Source organism: Coprococcus sp. AF21-14LB (assembly GCF_003458885.1).
GTDB lineage: Bacteria > Bacillota > Clostridia > Lachnospirales > Lachnospiraceae > UBA9414.
The window spans coordinates 1-22,817 of the sequence record NZ_QRVX01000026.1 but is presented as its reverse complement, the minus strand read 5'-3'; the positions used below and the strand labels follow the sequence as shown (position 1 = coordinate 22,817).

The window sequence follows — 22,817 nt, the reverse complement described above, 5'->3', positions numbered from 1 at the left end:
AGATGGATTTATTTGATTATGTAAGAGAAAATACAAAGGAAAAAGAGTCGCCGCTTGCATCGCGGCTTCGTCCGACAACACTTGAAGAAGTAGTAGGACAACAGCATATTATCGGGAAGGGAAAACTGCTTTATCGGGCAATTAAGGCAGATAAATTGAGTTCTATTATTTTTATGGGCCTCCGGGAACAGGAAAGACAACCCTTGCAAAAGTAATTGCCAATACGACAAGTGCAGAATTTAAACAGATTAATGCAACTGTGGCAGGAAAGAAGGATATGGAAGAGGTCGTAAAAGCGGCGCAGAATATTCGGGGAATGTATCAGCGCAAGACCATTCTGTTTGTAGATGAGATTCATCGTTTTAATAAAGGTCAGCAGGATTATTTGCTTCCATTTGTAGAAGATGGAACGATTATTTTGATTGGTGCAACGACGGAGAATCCTTATTTTGAAGTAAACAGCGCGTTAATCTCCCGGTCAAATATTTTTGAGCTGCACGCGCTTTCTGTGGAAGATATTAAAAAGCTGATCCACCGTGCTGTATATGATAAAGAAAAAGGTATGGGAAGTTACCGCGCGGAGATTGATGAAGAGGCAGAGGAATTTCTGGCAGATATTGTAGGTGGGGATGCCCGTATGGCTTTAAACGCAGTCGAGCTTGCGGTATTGACAACAGACCGCAGCAGCGATGATAAGATTCATATTACATTAGAAGTCTTATCCGAGTGTGTTCAGCGAAGAGTTGTGCGTTACGACAAAAATGGAGACAACCATTATGATACGGTATCTGCATTTATCAAAAGTATGAGAGGATCTGATCCGGATGCAGCTGTGTTCTATCTGGCGAAGATGCTTTATGCAGGCGAAGATGTGAAGTTTATAGCGAGAAGAATCATGATCTGTGCATCGGAGGATGTGGGAAATGCAGATCCAATGGCGCTGACAGTGGCAGTATCAGCTGCACAGGCAGTAGAGCGGATTGGAATGCCGGAATCACAGATTATTTTATCCCAGGCGGCGAGTTATGTGGCATGTGCGCCAAAGAGCAATGCAGCGGTAAATGCCATTGCGGCGGCAATGGATTGTGTAAAACAGCATAAAACAACTGTTCCGGCACATTTGCAGGATGCACATTATCGGGGACATGAGAATCTGGGGCATGGAATCGGTTACAAATATGCCCATGATTATCCGAATCACTATGTCGAACAGCAGTACCTGCCGGATGAAGTGAAGGGTGAACGGTTTTATATTCCGGGCGAACTTGGATATGAGAAAGTGATTCGCGACAGATTCCGGCAGATTGGTGTCAGAGGGTATCAAGAGGAAGAAAAAAAATAATATTAGCACTCAATACTTGATAATGGAAGTCGATTTTTGGCCTGTCTTGTGTATCCTAGAAGTGCCTGTTTTACAGGATTTCCGGGGCATCGGTCATTTTGTCTGGTATTGTAAAGCAGTGTCAGATTTGTCGTAAATGTCGTAAATTTGTGGTCAAAAAATGATGAGAAATGGAGAGTGCTAATAAAATGAAATTAACGTATACAAATGTAAATGGATATCTGATCCCGAATCTCACCTATAAATCCGGTGAACAGATGGAGCAACTTGGCAAGTATGGTTTTCTTCGCAGAGATTATCTGAAAAACCATCGAAATTCAACCTATCAGGTGATGCTTCTGCAGGATACGATTGGAGAGCATCTTCTGGAAGTGGACAAGGCAGCCAGGGAACGGGAAGAAGTGATTCTGAAACAGTTGGAAGAAAAAGAACCACTGCCGGATAAGGAGAAAGATCAGATGGCATGGGTAAGAGCTGCCAATCAGCACAGAGCGATTGCAGAAGAGATTATCCTGAAAGAATTGATTTATGTATAAGGATTGCCAGTAACTAATCTGGCAGGTAACTGATAAAAATAGAATATTGTGAGCGAAGTAAGACGTGAGTCATAAGATATGGCTTGCGTCTTTTTCTTTTGAACTGGAAAGGAGGATGGGAGCATGGCACAGATTTTTCGTGTAGAGAGAACTAAGAATTTTACGGTAATGAGTAATCATCATTTCAAGAATAAGAATCTGACATTGAAAGCGAAAGGTCTATTATCGCTGATGTTAAGTTTGCCAGATGACTGGAATTACAATATGCAAGGACTGGCAACATTGAGCAGAGATGGGATTGATTCTGTTCGTTCTGCAATTAAGGAATTAGAGCATCATGGATATGTGGAACGTCATAGATTGCGTAATGAGTATGGCTTTTATGGCGATACCGAATATATTATCCGGGAAGTTCCATTAGGAGAAGAAAATGATTAAGTGGAGAAGAGAAGTGCCTAAGGGTGGATAGTCCAATTTTGGACAATCAGGTCATAGAAAATTTCTATCTCCGGACATCAGAAAATAGGAAAACCAGATATGGTAAATCCCATACTGGACAAACCGTTGCTATTAATAATCCATGTTATTAAATATGAATTATTAAAGAACCAGTAAATAAAATATCCATCTTATCAATTCACGTAAGTATTAATAGGATTGGATAAGAAAAGAAAGAATGAGGTATGATTATGAGAATGATGAAAAATAACAGAAATGAAACAGTTATGGTGATCGGGATTGATCATGGGTATGGAAACATGAAAACAGCTACCAGATGCTTTCCATCCGGTGTAGCCAGATATGACAAGGAGCCAATCTTTCAGGACAATCTTCTTGTTTACAATGGCATGTATTACCAGATCGGAGAGGAACACAAGGAGTTCTGTGCGGAGAAAACGCAGGATGAGGACTATTATGTGCTGACACTGGCAGCTATTGCAAGGGAACTGGATGGGAACGGTATGAACCGGGCAACGGTACATATCGCAGCTGGACTTCCCCTTACCTGGGTAGCTACACAGAAAGAAGACTTTCAGAAATATCTTCTCCAGAATGAAAGTGTGGATTTTACATTCCGTAACAAAGACTATCATGTGGAGTTTGCAGGTGCTGATATTTACCCACAGGGATTTGCTGCAGCCTTTTACCGCTTACAGGATTTCAAAGGCATCAATATGCTGGTAGATATTGGAAATGGAACTATGAATATCATGTATATTAATAATTCCCGTCCATTAGAGAAGAAATGCTTTACAGAGAAATATGGAACGCATCAGTGTGTGCTTGCTGTAAGGGAATCCTTGTTGAAAGAACTGGGAACAGTGGTGGACGATCTGGTGATTGAGCAGGTGATCCGTACCGGGACAGCAGATATTGGTGAGAAATATCTGACAGTCATTCGTAAAGCTGCCGGAGATTATACGAAAGAAATCTTTCATAAGCTGAGAGAACGGGAATATATCCAGAACTGATGCGTCTGTATGTGGTCGGCGGTGGCGGTTGTATGATCCAGAATTTTGGAGAATGTGACAAGAGCCGGGTGACAATTGTACGGGACATCTGTGCCACAGCGAAAGGCTATGAAGCAATGACCGTAAGGAAAATCCAGAGAAACGGAGGGATGCTTGTATGAGAAAAGAACGGAAAATCATCAACACAAATATCCGTTTGAATCTTTGTGATGAACAGGACAGGCAGGCATGGGAATATTTGCAGACGATGGACAGGGAAAAATATAAATCGTACACCAGAGCAGTTGTAGTTGCTTTAAACGATTATTTTTCCAGAGAATACCGGAATGAAGCAGATCCGTATCTGGAAACCAGAGAAAAGGAAGATGCTTTTCTGGAAAGGGTGGAAACAGCTATCCGGGATGGAGTAAAAGAATCCGTTCCGATGGCTATGGCGAAGAACCTGATTGAAATGCTTGTACCGTTTGTAAAAGAATCGGTAGGAGAAATTAATCTGTCGGACAGAACACTAACAATGGAGAAAACGGATGGAGAGATCGCAGAAGATAATCTGGACTGGGAGAAAGAAGCTGATATGGATGCAGCACTGGATTTTGCAGACAGTTTTTAGATGGTTATGAAATAGCAGTAACAGGAAAACAGACTGACAGTAAGGAAAGTTTTACGGAAACAGAATAGCAGAAAAAGACAATGGCAGTGGTGGCATTTCAGACATTATGAATTGGAGAAATGTTTATGACTGCTATTTTTATGTCTTTTAGCAGAAATGGAAAGAGATCCAGAAAAAGAAAGACAGAAATTACGGAAAAATATAACAGAAAAGCGTTGGCAGATGGGTGGATTGAACAAGCAAGGCGAAGAAAAGAATAGAGTGCCGGATACGGCACATGATTGTCCGATACTTCGCATCGGAGTGATGCAGGAACAGCCTGTCTCAGAAAGAGAAAATCTATCGAAATGGGAGCTTTTCTATTTCTTCCACAGTCTGTCCCTGCACCACAAAACCACCGTCATCTCCATTTTGATCTGATAACGTAGGGTGGAAAATATGGCTTGGTGGGTGTCGGTTCAGTGGTGGGGAGATGACAGGCAAGTTTCGCAAAGTGGCAAGCCACTCTGCACCGGACCCAGCCTTTGGGCTGTTCCTAAACTTGCCAGAGGCTCTGCCCCTTGGAACCCCGGCACGTCAATGGCGTAAGTATTCCTGCGAAATGTCCACCGGACATTCCTACGGAACACTTACTGATTGACTAGGACTCTGTCCTGCACCTGTATAAGAGAGCGTTGCACTCTCTTATAAATCTCCTGCCAATATACACCAAAACGCTGTGTCTGTTAATAAAGAATGAAAAATCAGGCAAAGAAAGGAGACAAAAGCCTATGAGAAAACGAAATCATACAGTAACTATACGGATGAATAAAAAGGAATATGAGCTGCTTCAAAGCAAAGTAAAGGAATCCGGAAGAACACAGCAAGAAGTTGTAATAAAAGCAATCGCAGATTTGAAGATAGCTTCTACAGAGGAAGTGGAAGAACTAAAAAGATTGAACCAGATGTTTGCAGATATTATCAGTCAGCTCCGGGGAGCTACTACAAATATCAATCAGATTGCAAGAAAGCTGCATATAGATGGAGAAGTTCCAAATGACAGTACGCTGTATTTCCTCAATAAAAATATTCTTAAGTACCGGAAGGAGAGTGAAAAGATATGGCTATTAATAAGACGATTAATAAGCGGACAAATACACATGGAGCAATGAGAAACTGCATCGAATATGTTTTGCGACAGGACAAGACCAACGAATTATTTACCTGTGTAACAGGCCCGTACTGTCATGACGAGATTAATTATGATCTGGTGTACAGAACCTTTCTGGAAGAAAAGAAGATGTGGGATAAAGATTCTGGGAGAATGTACGCTCATAACATTATTTCCTGGCATAAGGACGAGCAGATTACTCCGGAGCAGGCATTAGAATTTGGAAAAGAGTTTGCAGAAAATTGGTTCAGTGAATTCCAGACCTTAGTGGCTGTGCATAAGGATAAAGATCATATCCACTGCCATCTGGTTACTAATTCAGTGAGTTATGAAGATGGAAGAAAACTGCATAACACCAAAAAGGATCTGGAACGTATGAAACAGCTTACCAATCAGATGTGCCGGGAACGTGGACTGACAGTTGCCGAGAAAGGAAAGCACTTTGATGGAAGCCAGATTGAAAAAGGGGAAGTCATTGCATGGAGCAAAGATAAATATAATCTGTTCCGACAGCAGGTGAAAGACAGCTTTGTAGCGGATTGTGCAATGGCAGTGTTAAAAGCACTGGAAAATTGTATCAGCAAAGAAAAGTTTATAGAAAAAATGAAACAGTTTGGATGGAATGTAAACTGGACAGAGAAACGGAAGCACATTACTTTTCAGAACCAGGATGGGAAGAAGGTGAGAGACAGCAATCTGTCAAAAACATTTCATCTGGATATCAGCAAGGAGGGACTAGAGAATGAATTTAATGGAAATTACGAAAGGGTACGAGCCGAAGCAGAACGAACAAACGGAGCAGATGAAGAGCTTGCCGGATACTACCGACAAGTGGAAGCAGCTTGCGAAGGAACAGGCGGCGTCACTGGAGCTAGTGACGGAAGAGAGAGACGAGTTACAGGTGAGAAATCAGAAGATGAACGAGTTTATCCAGAAATTTCAGGAAAGGACACACAAGCTGAAAATGGAAAAACAGAAGCTATTCTTCGAGAATCACGAAATGCAAGACGAAATTCGGAAATTAAACGACGAAATTCATCGTTTGACAACCGAACTGTCCGAAACGCAGAAGCTGAATCAATCGCTTCAGAAGAACAACGACGATTTGAGGAACAGAAACGGCTTGAAGAGCAGGAGCGAGCAAGAGCAGCTCGAAGAAGAAATAAAAGACGTTCGGGACCAGAACTCTAAATTGCAGATACAGGTGAATAAATCATCTGTGCAAGCTGTTGATGAGGCATATAGAAAACAAAAAGAAGCAGAAAAACAATTACAGTCATTAAAGTATCAGGCGGAACAGAATAGAAAGAAAGCTGAGAAGGAAGTGCAAAAATTAAAAAAAAGGATAAGATTGCAATCAGAGAAAATAAACGAGATAAAATTTTTCTGTGGAATCGGATATATAGTGGCACTTGTACTTTCAGCTTGTCTTATTAAGCTGTGCTTCTTGTGATTTTAAATGCGATATTTCAGAATTGAATTATGATTTTTGATAGACTAGATTGTTTGAAACGCATTTTTATGATATGATGATAAATACCATGTGAACAGATATTTCAAGCAAATAAGATTGAGGTGAAAAAATGGCAGTTAGTTACAAGAAATTGTGGAAATTGTTGATTGATAAAGAAATGATGAAGAAAGATTTGCGTGCAATGACAGGAGTTAGTACAACAACGATGTCTCGATTATCAAAAGATGAAAATGTAAGTACAGAGATTCTGTCAAAGATATGTTCTGCTTTGAATTGTGACGTGGGAGATATCATGGAATTTGTTCCGGATAAAAAAGAAGAGCAGTAAGGAGGTACGGGGACATGGATCATTCTTATCCTTATATTGCGTCTTTGACCAGAGAGCCGTTCCTTTTCTACGAAATGCGTTCTACCGCAAAGCTAATGGTAGAAGGAATTTCCAATGATGCGATTGTAAAAGAAATTGTAGAGCAGAATCTTTTCCAGTACCCAACGGAAAAATCTATCACACGCATGGCAAAAGCTTGTATAAAACGGCTTCATGCACTGGAAGATGATTCGCTGGTTGCTGCGATTGCGTCACAGCCAACGGATGTAGCAAAACAGATTTGTCTTTATGCTTTGATGAAGCAGAGCCGACTGGTTTGGGAATTTATGCTGACAGTCATTGGTGAGAAGTACAGATTAAGGGACACGTCTTTTGGTAAGATTGATTTGAATACATTTTTTATGCGCTTGCAGGAGCAGAATGATACTGTGGCTTCCTGGAGCGATACTACAATAACAAAGTTAAAACAGATTATTGCCAGAGTGCTTGTCGAAACAGAATATCTCGACAACCTCAAGGCAGATCATTTGAATCCAGTATGGCTGCATTCTGTTTTGGAGAATGCCATCAGAAGCAATGGCGATACGGCGATACTGCCAGCGTTTAATTGCTTTTTTTAGGAGGTAGCCAATGAGTGACATAAAAGAACGCCTGGACAAAGTTCGGGCATTGATTCAGGAACCGGAGTTCCTGGAAGGCAAAGGACTCAGCAATGAGGTGAATATCAGAATCTTCTGTTATGAACCGGAGAACGAAATGGTTGTCCGCCATTTTGTGAATCAGTTGGAAACCGATCAGTCCTTAGATTGCCATTTAATTGTTTGTAATTTATATAAAACATTTCTCTCTATCTGTGATGATATGGACATCACAGATGCGATTCCCGATATGGAAGAAGCTGACGGAAGTGCTTATCTTCTGGAGCAGCTTAACTCCGCAATCGGCAATGGAGAGTTCATTGATAAAATCCAGTATGAGCCACACGAACCGGGTGATGTACTGATGCTGACAGGTGTGGGCGAGGTGTTCCCGTTTATGAGAATCCATACGTTACTGGAAGCCTTGCAACCGTATTTTTCGGATGTTCCGATTTTGGTTATGTATCCGGGTGAGTTTGATGGTCGTCATGTAAAACTGTTCAATCGTTTGACACCAAATGATTATTACCGGGCATTCAATGTCATAGATTAAGGGGGATAAAGCCATGATGATTCGAGATATGTTTGCGGATGACATTAACCGCAAAATCAATGGTGTAATTAAAGTAGATCAGGCTGCTGATGATGTAATCGAGCAGGAGTTAAATGAATATGTCATTACCAGAGAATTGAAGAAACACTTCATTACGTTCTTCAATTATTACGGTGATGCTTTTGACCAGCCGACAGCTGATATGGGTGTTTGGATTTCTGGTTTCTTTGGAAGTGGTAAATCTCACTTCTTGAAAATGCTTTCCTATCTTTTGGAAAATAAAGAGGTAAAAGGCATTCGCAGTGTGGAGTGTTTCCGTAAAAAGTTTGAGGATGACCCGGCAACTTTTATGCTGATTGATCGTGCCACAAAGGGACAGACCGAGACAATTCTGTTCAATATTGATATTGAGGGATTCAGCAATAAAGATAAGACTGCGGTTCTTCGTGTATTTGCCAAAATGTTCTACAACCATCTGGGATTTTACGGTGAAAATCTGAAAGTTGCCATGATGGAGCGTTATATCGACCAGCAGGGAAAAACCGAGGAGTTCCGTAGAGTTTTTGAAGAAAAGAAAGGCAAGTCCTGGCTTGAAATGCGCCGTGCCTTTGCTTTCAATGGAAAGTTCATCATCCCGACACTAATGGAAGTTTTAGATATGAGTGAGGACGATGCCAAGGCGTGGTTCAATGATAAAACCGCAACAGAGATTTCTATTGCACAGCTTGTGGAAGATATGAAAGCCTATGTAGATACTAAACCTGCAAACTTCCGTCTGCTGTTTATGATTGACGAGGTTGGTCAGTATGTTGGTACGGATACCGATATGCTTTTGAACCTCCAATCTCTGACCGAGAAAATCGGAAGTGAGTGCGAAGGTAAGATTTGGGTGATCTGTACCGGACAGGAAGCCATTGATGAAATCATCAAAGTTCGTGCAGATGAGTTCTCCCGTATCCAGGCTCGTTTCAAGACAAGACTGAGCTTATCTTCTTCCTCCGTGGATGAAGTCATCCAGAAGCGTATTCTGAAAAAGAAAACAGAAGCAGCCAAAGACCTGGAAGGTGTTTATGAGCAGAATGATTCTGTCCTTTGTAACCTGTTCAGCTTCAGCGGCTCTATTCTGGACATTAAAGGCTACTCAGGTCCGAGAGAATTTATCGAGAATTTCCCGTTCGTGCCGTATCAGTTCATCATCATGCAGAAGGTATTTGCTGAAATCCGGAAACATGGAAATTCCGGTAAGCATTTGTCCGGTGGTGAGCGTTCCATGCTTTCCGGTTTCCAGGAAGCTGCACAGAAAATTCAGGAGAAGGATGAATACGCACTTGTTCCATTCTTCCGTTTTTACGATACCGTACATACTTTCCTGGACGGTTCTATTCGCCGAGTAATTGAGCGTTGCCAGAAGGCTGCTGACAACGGCGATGGAATCGAACAGCAGGATGTGGATGTACTGAAACTCCTGTACTTGATTCGATATATTGATGATATTCCTTCTAATCTGGACAATATTGTTATCCTCATGGCAGACGATATTCGTGTGGATAAGATTATTATGCGTGAAGCTGTCCGTGGATGCCTTGACCGTCTGATGAGCCAGAACTATATCGGCAGAACCGGTGACACCTATAATTTCCTGACGGATGAAGAACAGGACATTCAGCGTGAAATCAGAGACACCAATGTGGATACTGCTTCTATTGTGGAGCGTATTGCTCAGATGATTTACGGTGATATTTTCACAACCAAGAAGTTCCGTTATGGAAAATATGACTTTGCTTTCGATCAGATGGTGGACGGTATTACCGTTGGTGTGGCAACAGGTGGTATGCGTCTGCGTTTCCTGACCGTTGCTACCGATGCTATTGAAAAAACAGATTATCGTCTGATGGCAGAATCCAAAGGTAACGAAGCAATCGTGGTTCTGGCTGACACGCCTTACTATGAATCTCTGGAATCTGCTATGAAGATTCGCAAGTACGTAAAGCAGAGAAATGTAAGCCAGCTTCCAAAAACTGTGCAGAAAATCATCAGTGACCAGCAGGACGAAGCCGGAAAATATGAGCTGAGTGCCATGAGCGAATTGCAAAATGCTATCGATGGGGCACAGTTCTATGTAGACGGTGAGCATCTGGAAATCAAAGCCGAAAATGCCAAGAGTAAGATTAACCAGTCTCTTGAATATCTGGTTGCTCATGTTTATAGCAAGCTCGACCTGATTACAGATAATGCAGGTAGTGATGCAGATATTATTGCGGTTTTGACAGGTGCGGTAACGGCACTTCCGGGCATGGAGCCAAACCGTGATGCTGCTTCTGCTATGGAAGAATATCTGGAAATGCAGGATGCGAAAAAACTGCCGACATCTATGGCAGACGTGCAAAGCAAATATAGTGCAATTCCGTACGGATGGAAAGAAATTGATATTGCTGCGGTTGCGGCACAGCTGATTTATTCCCAGAAAGTAACCATCAAGTATGCAGGCAATACCATTCAGCCAGATGACCCGAAATTGCCAGATATGCTCCGCAAAAAGAGTGAGATCGGTAAGACTTCCATCAGCAAGCGTAAAACCATTTCTGCTACGATGATGCGTGATGTAAAAGCGATGCTCCGAGAGTATTTCGACATCATGGATGTACCGGACGATGAAGATGGTCTGATTCGCTTTGTGACGGAGAAGTTTACCGAACAGCGTGATTATTATGCTTCTCTGGATGCCCGTTATGACGGACATAAATACCCAGATCGTGCATTGGTGCAGGAAGCCATTCATCTGATGGACGATGTGCTTTCTCAGAAAAAAGACAATATTGCCCTGATTGAGCGTGTGCTGAAAAAAGAGGATGTTCTTTTCGACAATAAAGAAGTCATGAGCAACGGCATTGAAAACTTCTTCAAAACCCAGGTAACAGTATTCGACCAGGCAGTGCAGTTTGAAAAATCTCTGCATGATGACCTTGACCGTATTGCGGAAAATGAAGAAGCGTACAAGGCTCTGAATACCATTCGCCTGATTACTCTGGTTCAAACCGGAAGTAAGTTCAACTATAACCGGATTCGTGAACTGAATCCGTTGATGGATACGGTTCGTACTGCCCATGACAAGATGCTGGAAGAAAAACGTGCTGAGGTTCTGGAAACAGTTCGTCAGTGTATGGAAGCTACCCACACTGCCGCAAACGGCGATTCTAAGGCATCCCATCTGATTGAAAAATCAGACCGGTATTTCAGCCAGTGCAAGGAGAAAATCGCAGAATTAAAAAGCCTTGCCCTTTTGGATGCTATGTTCCTGCCGATGTGTCAGTATAAAGATGATACAGTCGGTAATATTGAATCCGTTCTGGCTCCGCCAGCACCAAAGCCACAGGTACAGCCGACACAGCAAGGAAAAGAGCAAGTGACTGCAAAGAAAAAGGTTGTCCGTGCCTATAACCGTCAGGTTGTATTCCAGGCGAAAACCTTACAAACGGATGCGGATATTGATGATTATGTAGAGAAGATTCGTTCTCAGCTGAAACAGTTGCTGAAGAATTGCGACGAGATCAAGCTGAATTAAAGGAGAAGTATATGATTATAGTAGATGAAATTCTAACATCTGTAAGTATAGCAATGGATTTAGCAAAGAAACACCAAGATAAAGAAACAGCCGAAAAACTTGTTGAAATATATTCATCGCTATTGGAATTGAAAAAGGAAAATCAAGAATTACGGAAGAAAATAGAAGCTTTAGAGAAAACGCAAGATAATGAAAATGATTTGGAATTATCTGATGATGGATTTTATTATAAGATTTCAGAGATAACGGCTGGAAAAAAATTAAGATATTGTGCAGCTTGTTATAATAATACTGGAAAATTGCATCCAATTACACAAGGAAGTATGCGCAGAAGTTATTTCTGTACTAATTGCAAGATGCATTACAATGGATGGCAAATTCCGAAATTATAAAGAGGTATACTTATGGATAAGAATGCGATTAAAAAATTTGCTGTCTGGGCAAGAACAGAGCTGATTGCCCGTGTTTCCCTGAAAGGCGTGGAATACGGTATCACAGAGGACAACATTGAGGATGCCAATGCGGACAGCGTTGGTGGAAAAGTCCTCACTGCCGATGAAAAGAAGCAGCGTCAGGCTCTGATTGCCGAGATTAACGATAAAGGATATAAGCAGGTCATGGAGGAGGTTGCCTACACTTGGTTCAACCGCTTCTCTGCTCTGCGATTCATGGAAGTTAACGGCTATCTTCCTTCCCATGTGCGTGTATTCACGAACGAGGAAAACAACTTTAAGCCGCAGATTATAACCGAAGCAATTCATCTGGATTTGGATGGATTGGATATGGAAAAAGTCTATGAGTTGAAAGATGCCGAAAAAACCGAAGAACTGTATAAATATCTGCTGATCGTGCAGTGTAATGCCTTGAATAAGATTCTGCCGGGAATGTTCCAGAAGATTGCGGACTACACCGAGCTTCTTCTGCCGGATAATCTGCTTCGTGAAGGCAGTGTGATTCAGCAGATGATCGAGTTGATACCGGAGGATGACTGGAAGGATGCTGTCCAGATCATCGGCTGGCTGTATCAGTATTACAACAGTGAGAAAAAAGACGATGTTTTCGCAGCACTGAAAAAGAATGTGAAAATTACGAAAGAAAACATCCCTGCAGCAACCCAGCTTTTCACACCGGACTGGATTGTTCGTTATATGGTAGAGAATAGCCTTGGTCGCCTGTGGCTGGAGGGACACCCGGATGTGAAAGAACAGCTTTTACCGACAGAGGAAGAACAGTCTGCCTATGCTGCCGGAAACCGTGACCCGGAAGATACCAAATGGCACTACTATCTGGAAGAAGCTGAGCAGGAGCCGGAAGTGCAGGCACAGCTTTCCAAGATCCGCAGGGAATACGCTGCACTGACACCGGATCAGCTGAAAGTGATCGACCCTTGCTCCGGTTCCGGTCATATCCTTGCGTATATGTTTGATGTGCTGATGAAGATTTATGAATCCTACGGCTATACCACCCGTGAAGCAGTAGCAAGCATTGTGGAGAACAATCTTTATGGTCTGGATATTGATGATCGTGCAGCACAGCTGGCTTATTTTGCAGTAATGATGAAAGCCCGTCAGTATGATCGCCGCTTCTTTAGCCGTGGCATTCAGCCCCATGTATATGCTATTGTGGAGAGCAACCATGTAGATAAATTTGCAGTGGACTATTTCTGTAATGGCGATGCGAAGCTCATAACAGCTATGGACACTATCATCAAAGAGCTGCATGATGCAAAGGAATACGGCTCTATTCTGACAGTAACACCGCAGGATTGGTCTGCTCTGTATGATCGTTTTGCTGAGATTACGGAAGATATAAATATGTCCCGTGAGACGGCACTGAGAGAATTATTGCCGTTGGTACAGGTGGCAGAAGCACTGGCACAGAAGTATGATGTGGTTGTGACGAATCCACCGTATATGGCATCAAATGGCATGAGTGATATATTATTAAGCTATATTAAAAAGCACTATGGCGAAACAAAGCAAGATTTATATGCTGTTTTTATTGATAAATGTATAAATCTCGGAACTCAATATGCCAAAATTGGATTGATGACATCATATACATGGATGTTTTTGTCGTCATTTGAAAATGCGAGAAAGAAATGGTTAGAGAAAAATTCGATACATTCATTAATTCAACCAGAATATCATGCTTTTTTTGAATCTGCATATGTACCGATTTGTACTTTTGTGTTTTTGAAAAATTTCTATAACTACACAGGTACCTATATGAGTTTAAGCAGATTCTATGGCGCAGAGATTCAAAGTATAAAAGTTTTAGAAGCAATAAGTGATAGAGCGTGCCAATATGTTTATAGGATTAATACAAATAATATAAAAGAAATACCTGGAGCAATTTTGGCATATGGAGTAAGTGATAAATTGTTAAAGGCATTCAAAGAAGCGCCATCATTGGCATCTATAAGCGAACCAAAGCAAGGGTTAATCACGGGGGATAATAATAGATTTTTAAGATTATGGTTTGAGGTATCAGCAAATAATGTGGCATTCGTACATAGCAAGAAAAAATGGTATCCATTTAATAAAGGTGGAGAATTTAGACGTTGGTATGGTAATAGAGAATATATTCTTTTATGGGAAAATGATGGACAGGAGATAAAGAATTTTAAGGATACCAAGGGAAAACTAAAATCGCGACCACAAAATCTTGAATACAATTTTAAGCCAGCACTAAGTTGGTCCTTAATAACAAGTGGAGAATTTTCAGTTAGATATTATGACGAAAATTTTGCTTTTAATGTGGCGGGAATATCGTGTTTTCCAGAAAAACATATACTTAAATATTTGTGCGGAATTTTAAACAGTAAAGTGGTAGGAAAAATAACTAAAATGCTTAATCCTACATTGAATATGAATGTTGGAGATGTAGCAAAAGTTCCGATTTGGTTTATAGAAAAAGAGAAGAGTAATGTTGAAGAATATGTTGATTCTTCAATAGCGATAAGCAAAAAAGACTGGGATTCTTTTGAAACATCATGGGATTTCAGACATCATTCACTGATTCGCAGGGTTCCTACTATTGCAGAAGCCTTTGAACAGTGGCAGGCTGAATGCGATGAGCGTTTTAATCAGTTGAAAGCCAACGAGGAAGAACTGAATCGTATCTTCATTGACATTTACGGTTTGCAAGAAGAACTGACACCGGAAGTTGAGGATAAGGATATCACTGTTCGCAAGGCTGACCTTGGCAGAGAGATTCGCTCATTCATTTCCTATGCGGTTGGCTGTATGTTTGGTCGTTACTCTCTGGATGTAGACGGACTTGTCTATGCAGGCGGCGAATGGGATGCCAGCAAGTATGCTTCTTTTGCTGCGGATAAGGATAACATTATCCCGATTTGCGACGATGAATACTTTGAGGATGATATTGTTGGTTTGTTCGTGGAGTTCGTGAAAAGCGTTTACGGTGCAGATACTCTGGATGAAAACCTGAAATTCATTGCCGATGCTTTGGACAGCAAAGGTCAGCCGAAGGATGTGATTCGGAATTATTTCCTAAATGATTTTTACAAAGACCATTGCAAGATTTATCAGAAACGTCCGATTTACTGGCTGTTTGACAGCGGAAAGAAGAACGGCTTTAAGGCTCTGATTTATATGCACCGCTATCAGCCGGACGCCATTGCCCGTATTCGTACCGATTATGTGCATGAGCAGCAGGCTCGTTATCGTACAGCTATTGTCGATTTGGAACAGCGGAGTGCCAATGCATCCACTGGCGAGCGGGTGAAGTTAAAAAAGAAATTAACTACTTTGCAGGCACAGGATACTGAAATCAGAATCTACGAGGAAAAGATTCATCACCTTGCCGACCAGATGATTTCTATTGATCTGGACGATGGTGTGAAGAAGAATTATGCAATTTTCCAGGATGTTTTGGCTAAAATAAAGTAGGAGGAGTGGAGTAATTGGATAATGTATTTGCTACGTTTTTAAAAACAGCAGGATTATATCATTCTATAGAGATTTGTGAGAATAATATTACCGACTTGATTGAATTAATTAAGGGAAATATAAAAATCAGTACTTATTGTAAAGAGTGCAAGCGAGAACGTGTTTTTAGGATGAAACCTGTTGAATATTATTTTGAGTCAGGACCGGAGGGGCATGAAAAAATAGTGTGCAGGAATCTTGGCGAAGAGATAGAATCTCTCCAAAATCTGATTTTTAGTAAAAAGGTCAGGGAGGAAAAAGATTTCATTGCAGAATGGAGATGGATAAATTGGCAAATAGCCGATACTGTGAGAATAATGAAATTAGAATATATTTGTTCAATGAATGAAAAGCATCATTTAGATTATGTTGTTTTGACAACAGATAATTCCATGATGAAAATTGGACAGTATCCATCAGTTGCGGATATGACATTTCCAGAATTAGATGCTTATAAGCATGTGATTTCTAAGGAAGATCGTAAGGAACTTGGAACAGCGATAGGACTTTTTGCAAGTGGAGTTGGAGCTGGTTCATATGTTTATTTAAGACGAATTCTTGAACGACTTGTTTATCAAGCCAAAGAAACTGCAGGAGATGTGATTGATGATGAGAAATTTGAGCAGGCAAGAATGTCTGAACGAATTAAGATGCTAGATGGCTATCTTCCAGAAGTACTCATCAATAATACAACTATCTATGGAATTCTTAGTAAGGGCATTCATGAGTTAAGCGAAGAAGAATGTCGAAAATATTTTCCAGTTGTAAAAGAATGTATTTATCAGATACTTGGTATGTGGGAAAGTTTAAGAAAAAAACAAGCTGATGAAGCTGCTTTAAGTAAAGCTTTAAGCGCAATAACAACATCAATCAAGTAGTCAAAATGGTGGTGAATACTACCAAAGAGAGCGAGGTGTTATGATGACCATAGAAGAAATTCTTGCAGGGGAATCAAAAAATGTAGAGTTTAAAGAGAACCTGCCGGAGAAAAGCATCAAATATATGAAATCTGTGGTTGCCTTTGCAAATGGAACCGGAGGAAAAATCATTTTCGGGATTGCCGATAAAACCAGAGAGGTTGTCGGCTTTGACAAAGAAGATGTGTTCAAGAAAATGGATGCCATTGCAAATGCTGTATCAGACAGCTGTGAACCGGCAATTATCCCAGATATCACTTTACAGACGGTTGATGGTAAGACTGTCATTGTGGTAGAGGTTTCTGAGGGCAGACAGCGCCCGTATTATATCAAAGCCATTGGCAGAGATGGTGGTGTATATGTCCGTGTTGCCGGAACTACCCGCCTTGCCGACGAGTATATGATAAAAGAATTGTTGTTTGAGGGCAGTAATCGTTACTATGATCAGGCTTTATGTACTGGGTTAAATGTTACAGATGAAGATATTGATGCTCTTTGCAAAGCTATGAAAGAGCAGGCTGTCAAAAATGCCCGTACAGAGGAACAGAAAGCAACGATTAAAGATGTGGGAAGACAGCAGTTGCGTTCCTGGGGAATTTTAATTGAGCGTGATGGAAAAGATTTTCCATCCAATGCGTTTGCTATTTTGACAGGCAACGGAGGACTTCATGTTACAACGCAATGTGGTGTGTTCAAAGGGACAACGAAAGCGGTATTTGTTGATCGTAGAGAATATACCGGTCCGCTTTGGGAACAGATAGACGAAGCATTTCAGTTTGTTTTGAGAAATATTCATCTGGGTGCTACAATTGTGGGAATTTATCGCCAGGATGTTTATGAGATTCCACCGGATGCCATTCGTGAGTTGATTATAAATGCTATGGTACATCGTAGTTATCTGGATCATGGTACGATACAGGTAGCGGTATATGACAACCGATTGGAAATTACTTCTCCAGGAAAGCTGCCAATGGGACAAACGATGGAGCGTATGAAAGAAGGCTATTCTAAAATCAGAAATGAAGCCCTTGCCCATGCGTTTGCCTATATGAACCTGATTGAGCATTGGGGAAGCGGCATTCCGAGAATTATTGATAAAGTAAAAGCTGCCGGATTGCGGGAGCCGGAGTTTATTGGTGGCGAAGTTGATTTGCGTATTAATATTTATCGAGGTCAGGTTGCTACCAATAACGCCATGATTAACGCCAATAGCACTAAAAATGGCGCTGATGGCGTTAAATGTGGCGTTGATGATGGCACTAATAGCGCTGAAGTGCCGCTTAATAAGGAACAGACGCAGATAGAAAAATTGTTGCAGATTATAGAGAAGAATCCGTCTGCAACACAGGCATATTATGCAGAAAAAATGGGGATATCGAAAAGAACGATTTCTCGAATGTTCGCTTCTTTACAGGAAAAAGGTAGATTGGTACAGGGCGGAACAAAACGAAAAGCAAATTGGAAAATTATAAGGTAGGAGGACAGCATGGATACAGATAAAATAATACAAGATTTAAATCGCAGATTTGCTGCACCTCTGGCTGAGTTTTATCAGCGTCGTATCATTTTCTGGTACGATGAAGATAAGGAATTTGAGGATAAATTGGATGAAGTGGTTTTGGAAAATGCAAAGGTGATTGCGCTGACTGGAAATAATGCGTTTTCTGTAAAAAAACTGCTTTCAGTAGATGATTTGACCACAAATTATCTGGTTTACAATCCGTGTGTCTATAATCGCCCAGATGATAACTGGCTTCTAGATGTGGAGCTTTACAGCGAAGAGTTTCGGGCGGATCTGATTTCTATTTGGATGGATGAGATGGGACTTATATCAAATCCGGCAATGAGGAAACAGGTTAAAAATTATCGTGCTTATTTCAATGCGAAAGATCGTCGTTTGAAAGTCAGCACACAGAATAAAGTTCCGGAAACACCGGCACAGTTGCACATGGCTGTCATGGCGGCAATCTGTGGATTGAAAGATGCACAGCCTAATATGATTCTCCGTAGTGTGTTCCAGGCGGGACTGGATTTGAATAATAATACGGTTTATCAGGATTTTGTAAAATATCATGCGGACGCAGCATTTTGGGCGATGGTTCGTCAGGGATGCGGATTTATGGAGGAGAAACCAGACCTTGGGCGATTGGCAATTCATCTACTTTTAACCGCGGCGACCCGTACCATGCGGCAGGAATATCTTGCCGGACTGGACGGTTTTATTTCCATGCCACATCAGGCATATTGCTATGATTTTATTTCTGAATGGCTTCATAGTGACAACATTCCGCAATTATATGATGTGGCACGTTATGTTGAGGATGAAGCTCGTCTGTATCAGCGTTTTGAAAAGCTGACAGTAGAAGATTTGGTAGGAACAGAGTGCTTTCCGTGTATTAACGAAGTAATTCTGACAAAGCTAATGACAGAGATTAGTGACCATATTATTGATGTGGATACCATTACGAATACCGTTGAAAAACGTAGAACTTGTGTATGGTATGAGCCATTTGAGAATTTTTATGACGGTATCTTACAAGTGGCGAATATGCAAAGTTTCTTTAAGGAACATTCTGCCGGATTCCATACCGCAGAAGCGAAAAGTATCTGGAAAGAATATACTGAGAGCTACTATCAGATGGACACTTATTACCGTTTGTTCCATCTTAGTTTTCAAAAGAGTTTGGAGACTTCCAATATTCTGCTGGATGATTTGTTCAAGCATGTTGTCGATAAGGTGGAAGGACTTTATACGCACTGGTTCTTAGGTGAGTTGGGAAACAACTGGTCGGATGTATGTGCGGATGAACTGGCAACTTACGGTAAAGTTCTGGAAGTACCGCAACAGGAGGATTTTTACCGTTCCCGTATCCAAACCTCGGATACGAAAGTATTTGTAATTATCTCAGATGCCATGCGTTATGAAGTGGCGGCTACGATGGCAGATCAGCTTCAGCGAGAAACGCAAAGTAAGGTTTCTATCAGCAGTATGCAGAGCATCTTTCCTTCTACTACAAAGTTTGGTATGGCAGCTTTGTTGCCGCACAAAGAATTGACAGTAGAGGTTCGGAACGATATTTTGACGGTTTTGGCAGATGGACAGTCTACGGCAAGTACTTATAGGGACAAGGTTCTGAAAACAGAAGAGTCGGCAAGCGTGGCCTTAAAGTATAATGACATCATTGCTATGAAACGAGCGGAAAGAAGTGCTTTGATAAAAGGTATGGATGTGGTCTATATTTACCACGATACCATTGATGAAGCCAGCCACACTTCGGATACTGCTGTTTTTGCTGCGTGTGACAAGGCAATTTCAGAATTGAAGAATCTTGTGCGTATCATTGTAAATGAATTTGGTGGAACGAATATTTTAATTACGGCAGATCATGGATTTCTTTATACATACAGTCCTTTGAAGGAAGAGGACAAAGTAGATAAAAGAGGATTTTTTGATGTGGATGTAACAAACTCTGACATTACAAAAAAAGAAAGCATCAAGCGGTGTGTAGAATATGGCAGAAGATATGCAATTATGCAGAAAGGTGTGCAACCAGATTACTTGATGCCTGTAAAATTCCTGGGAGGAAATACAGAATTTGATGGATTTGCACCGAGAGAAAGTATTCGTATCAAAATGAATGGTGGCGGAATGAATTTTGTGCATGGTGGTATCAGTTTGCAGGAAATGGTTGTTCCGGTGATTGAGTATCATTATCTCCGCAACGATTCTATGGAATATAAGCGAAATAAGCAGAAATATGATACCAAGCCGGTAACGGTCAAGTTACTGTCCGCAAACCGTAAAATCAGCAATATGATTTTTTCATTGAACTTCTATCAAAAAGATGCAGTCAGTACAAACCGTGAAGCTGAAACCTATCAGGTTTACTTTACAGATGAGGACGGCAAGCAGATTAGTGATATTCAAAAGATTATTGCAGATAAGACCAGCGATAACGGTGCAGAAAGAACTTTCCGTTGTCAGTTTAATCTAAAATCTCTAAAATACAGCAATACAGCAACGTATTATCTGGTAATTGCAGATGAACAGGGATTACAGATGCCACAGCGGGAGCCATTCCAGATTGACATCGCCTTTGCGGTGGATGAGTTTGATTTCTTTAGTTAATGCCGCAGGAGGAGAGAAAGGTGGAGCAATTTAGAGAGGGTGAAAGTACCCGCGAAGAAATAAAGAACAAGCTCCGTCAGAACTTTGACGGTAAGATTGTTCGGAAAGACCTGACAAAGAAAATCAAAGAAGGGGCGAATGTCCCAGTGTATGTTCTTGAGTTCTTGTTGGGACAGTATTGCAGTTCAGATGATGAGACTGTTATAGAGAAAGGCGTACAGAATGTGAAGCGTATTCTTGCTGATAACTTTGTACGCCCGGATGAATCACAGAAAATTCTGTCTCAGCTGCGTAAAAAAGGCAGTCACACAATCATTGATATGGTGACTGTTCGACTGGATATGAAAAAGGACTGCTTTTTTGCAGAGTTTTCTAATTTGGGCGTTGGTAATGTACCGATTGCCGATGAATATCCAGAAAAATTTGATCGCCTGCTCTGTGGCGGTATCTGGTGTATTGTTCAGCTGGATTATGAGGTTGAAGGCGACAATAATTTTGGTATTGAGGACATTGATGGAAATCCACTTCGTTCCAAACAGAAAAAGCAGAAAGATATTTCACCAATCAGTATCCGTAAGCTGACACCGATCCAGATGCCGCACATTGATATTGATGAACTGAAGCAGGGACGAAAAGCTTTTACGAAAGATGAATGGTTGGATATCCTTCTTCGTTCTATCGGAATGGAACCGGATGAATTTACATACCGTGAGAAATGGTTGCTCTTGACCCGTATGATTCCATTAGTTGAGAATAACTTTAATCTTTGTGAGCTTGGACCGAGAAGCACCGGTAAATCTCATCTTTACAAAGAGATTTCACCAAACAGTATTTTGATTTCCGGTGGGCAGACGACAGTTGCAAATCTGTTTTACAATATGGGACGCAAAACGGTCGGATTGGTCGGCTTGTGGGACTGCGTTGCTTTTGATGAAGTGGCAGGTATCAAGTTTAAGGATAAAGATGGCATCCAGATTATGAAGGATTACATGGCATCCGGCTCTTTTGCCCGTGGCAAAGAAGAAAAAGCTGCTACTGCGTCCATGGTATTTGTGGGAAATATTAATCAGAGTGTGGACGTGCTGTTGAAAACATCCAGTCTGTTTGCACCTTTCCCGCAGGAAATGGGAACAGATACAGCATTTCTTGATCGTATGCACTGCTATCTTCCAGGATGGGAGATACCGAAGTTCAGACCGGAGCATTTTACTAATGATTATGGTTTTATCAGTGACTATTTGGCAGAGTTCATCCGAGAGCTTCGCAAGGAGCAGTATGGAGATGCGCTTGATCACTACTTCCGCTTGGGGAGAAATCTGAATCAGCGTGATACAATTGCGGTTCGGCGTATGATAGACGGTTATCTGAAGTTGATGTACCCAAATGGTGAGTTTACCAAAGAAGAACTGGAAGAAATTATTCAGATTGCATTGGAAATGCGTCGCCGTGTCAAGGAGCAATTGAAGAAACTGGGCGGTATGGAATTTTATGATGTAAACTTCTCTTATATAGATCTAGAAGATATGTCAGAACATTATGTTTCCGTACCAGAACAGGGTGGCGGTAAGCTGATACCGGATGGAATGTGTAATCCGGGACAGGTTTATACCGTATCCAGAGGAAAAAGTGGCATGATTGGTGTATTCCGTTTGGAAAGTCAGATGCTTCCAGGCAATGGCAAAATTGAACGGACTGGCTTAGGCAGTGATTCTAAATGCAAGGAAGCGGTGAACACGGCATTTAATTATCTGAAAGCCAACGGCAATCGGATCAGTGGTTCTATTAGTACATTGACCAAAGACTACATCATCAATTATCAGGATTTACAGGGAATTGGTATGACAGACAAATTGGCACTTCCAACATTAATTGCACTTTGTTCGATTGCCCTTGGAAAGCCTGTTGTCAGCAACTTGGCAGTGTTGGGAGATATAACAATTAGTGGTACAATTCATAAGGGAAGTATCAGATTCAGAGCAGATAAAAAGAGCAGTTCTGAATTAACAGGAACTGCTCTGAATGTGATTCTTTCCAATTGTACCAGGCCGCGGACGGGTCAGCCAGTCTGTGTATGGGGAAAGTATCTTCTCTGCCTGGTGAAAATGCTGAGGTTTTGAAGAAACTCACCGATATAAAAAGGTGATTTTTGTACA

The 22,817-nt window shown here is 41.2% G+C and carries 17 protein-coding genes and 2 pseudogenes; all 19 read left to right on the top strand.

From position 1 onward, the window contains the following. The first annotated feature begins 2 nt into the window (after positions 1–2). The 19 genes and pseudogenes from DWX73_RS07875 to brxL all read left to right on the top strand — a co-directional run bounded on the left by DWX73_RS07875 (position 3) and on the right by brxL (position 22,781). Positions 3–1,342, top strand: a pseudogene (locus tag DWX73_RS07875) (replication-associated recombination protein A). 188 nt (positions 1,343–1,530) lie between these two features. Further along, positions 1,531–1,878: a TnpV protein gene (locus tag DWX73_RS07870; protein WP_055220253.1), complete on the top strand. Its 348-nt coding sequence runs from the start codon at positions 1,531–1,533 to the stop codon at positions 1,876–1,878. Positions 1,879–2,001: 123 nt separating this feature from the next. Further along, on the top strand, positions 2,002–2,316 hold the full coding sequence (locus DWX73_RS07865) for a helix-turn-helix domain-containing protein (RefSeq protein ID WP_019162573.1): 315 nt from the start codon (positions 2,002–2,004) through the stop codon (positions 2,314–2,316). 251 nt (positions 2,317–2,567) lie between these two features. Next, positions 2,568–3,511 (top strand): annotated as a pseudogene (locus tag DWX73_RS07860) (ParM/StbA family protein). Further along, the gene (locus tag DWX73_RS07855; protein ID WP_118348293.1) at positions 3,508–3,960 is read left to right on the top strand and encodes a hypothetical protein; all 453 of its coding nucleotides are present in this window, start codon (positions 3,508–3,510) and stop codon (positions 3,958–3,960) included. Before DWX73_RS07860 ends, DWX73_RS07855 begins: the two are co-directional and overlap by 4 nt. A 156-nt stretch (positions 3,961–4,116) precedes the next feature. Next, entirely contained in the window at positions 4,117–4,380 is a 264-nt protein-coding gene (locus DWX73_RS13645) for a hypothetical protein (protein WP_173794820.1), read from the top strand. 350 nt (positions 4,381–4,730) lie between these two features. Beyond that, entirely contained in the window at positions 4,731–5,111 is a 381-nt protein-coding gene (locus DWX73_RS07845) for a plasmid mobilization protein (RefSeq protein ID WP_118348292.1), read from the top strand. Further along, positions 5,060–6,301, top strand: a complete 1,242-nt coding sequence (locus tag DWX73_RS07840; protein ID WP_242996723.1) for a relaxase/mobilization nuclease domain-containing protein — start codon at positions 5,060–5,062, stop codon at positions 6,299–6,301. Before DWX73_RS07845 ends, DWX73_RS07840 begins: the two co-directional genes overlap by 52 nt. A gap of 13 nt (positions 6,302–6,314) precedes the next feature. Then, positions 6,315–6,563 carry a hypothetical protein gene (locus tag DWX73_RS07835; RefSeq protein WP_147334781.1) on the top strand — a complete coding sequence of 83 codons (249 nt, stop codon included), beginning with the start codon at positions 6,315–6,317 and terminating at the stop codon, positions 6,561–6,563. Between the two features lie 130 nt (positions 6,564–6,693). Next, positions 6,694–6,912: a helix-turn-helix domain-containing protein gene (locus DWX73_RS07830; protein WP_002578407.1), complete on the top strand. Its 219-nt coding sequence runs from the start codon at positions 6,694–6,696 to the stop codon at positions 6,910–6,912. Between the two features lie 14 nt (positions 6,913–6,926). Further along, on the top strand, positions 6,927–7,532 hold the full coding sequence (locus DWX73_RS07825) for a DUF1819 family protein (protein ID WP_118348290.1): 606 nt from the start codon (positions 6,927–6,929) through the stop codon (positions 7,530–7,532). A 10-nt stretch (positions 7,533–7,542) separates the two neighbouring features. Further along, positions 7,543–8,103, top strand: coding sequence for a DUF1788 domain-containing protein (locus tag DWX73_RS07820; RefSeq protein WP_055219002.1), 561 nt, complete (start codon positions 7,543–7,545; stop codon positions 8,101–8,103). Between the two features lie 13 nt (positions 8,104–8,116). Then, positions 8,117–11,665, top strand: a complete 3,549-nt coding sequence (brxC, locus tag DWX73_RS07815; protein WP_118348289.1) for a BREX system P-loop protein BrxC — start codon at positions 8,117–8,119, stop codon at positions 11,663–11,665. Between the two features lie 11 nt (positions 11,666–11,676). Beyond that, positions 11,677–12,057, top strand: coding sequence for a hypothetical protein (locus DWX73_RS07810; protein WP_118348288.1), 381 nt, complete (start codon positions 11,677–11,679; stop codon positions 12,055–12,057). A 12-nt stretch (positions 12,058–12,069) separates the two neighbouring features. Continuing rightward, positions 12,070–15,579 carry a BREX-1 system adenine-specific DNA-methyltransferase PglX gene (pglX, locus tag DWX73_RS07805; RefSeq protein WP_118348287.1) on the top strand — a complete coding sequence of 1,170 codons (3,510 nt, stop codon included), beginning with the start codon at positions 12,070–12,072 and terminating at the stop codon, positions 15,577–15,579. Positions 15,580–15,593: 14 nt separating this feature from the next. Beyond that, complete coding sequence (locus tag DWX73_RS07800) at positions 15,594–16,496, top strand: hypothetical protein (protein WP_118348286.1); 903 nt, start codon at positions 15,594–15,596, stop codon at positions 16,494–16,496. A gap of 43 nt (positions 16,497–16,539) precedes the next feature. Beyond that, positions 16,540–18,012: an RNA-binding domain-containing protein gene (locus DWX73_RS07795; protein WP_118348304.1), complete on the top strand. Its 1,473-nt coding sequence runs from the start codon at positions 16,540–16,542 to the stop codon at positions 18,010–18,012. A gap of 9 nt (positions 18,013–18,021) precedes the next feature. Beyond that, positions 18,022–20,664 carry a BREX-1 system phosphatase PglZ type A gene (gene pglZ, locus DWX73_RS07790; RefSeq protein WP_118348285.1) on the top strand — a complete coding sequence of 881 codons (2,643 nt, stop codon included), beginning with the start codon at positions 18,022–18,024 and terminating at the stop codon, positions 20,662–20,664. A 20-nt stretch (positions 20,665–20,684) separates the two neighbouring features. Continuing rightward, on the top strand, positions 20,685–22,781 hold the full coding sequence (brxL, locus tag DWX73_RS07785) for a protease Lon-related BREX system protein BrxL (RefSeq protein ID WP_242996721.1): 2,097 nt from the start codon (positions 20,685–20,687) through the stop codon (positions 22,779–22,781). The last annotated feature ends 36 nt before the right edge of the window (positions 22,782–22,817 follow it).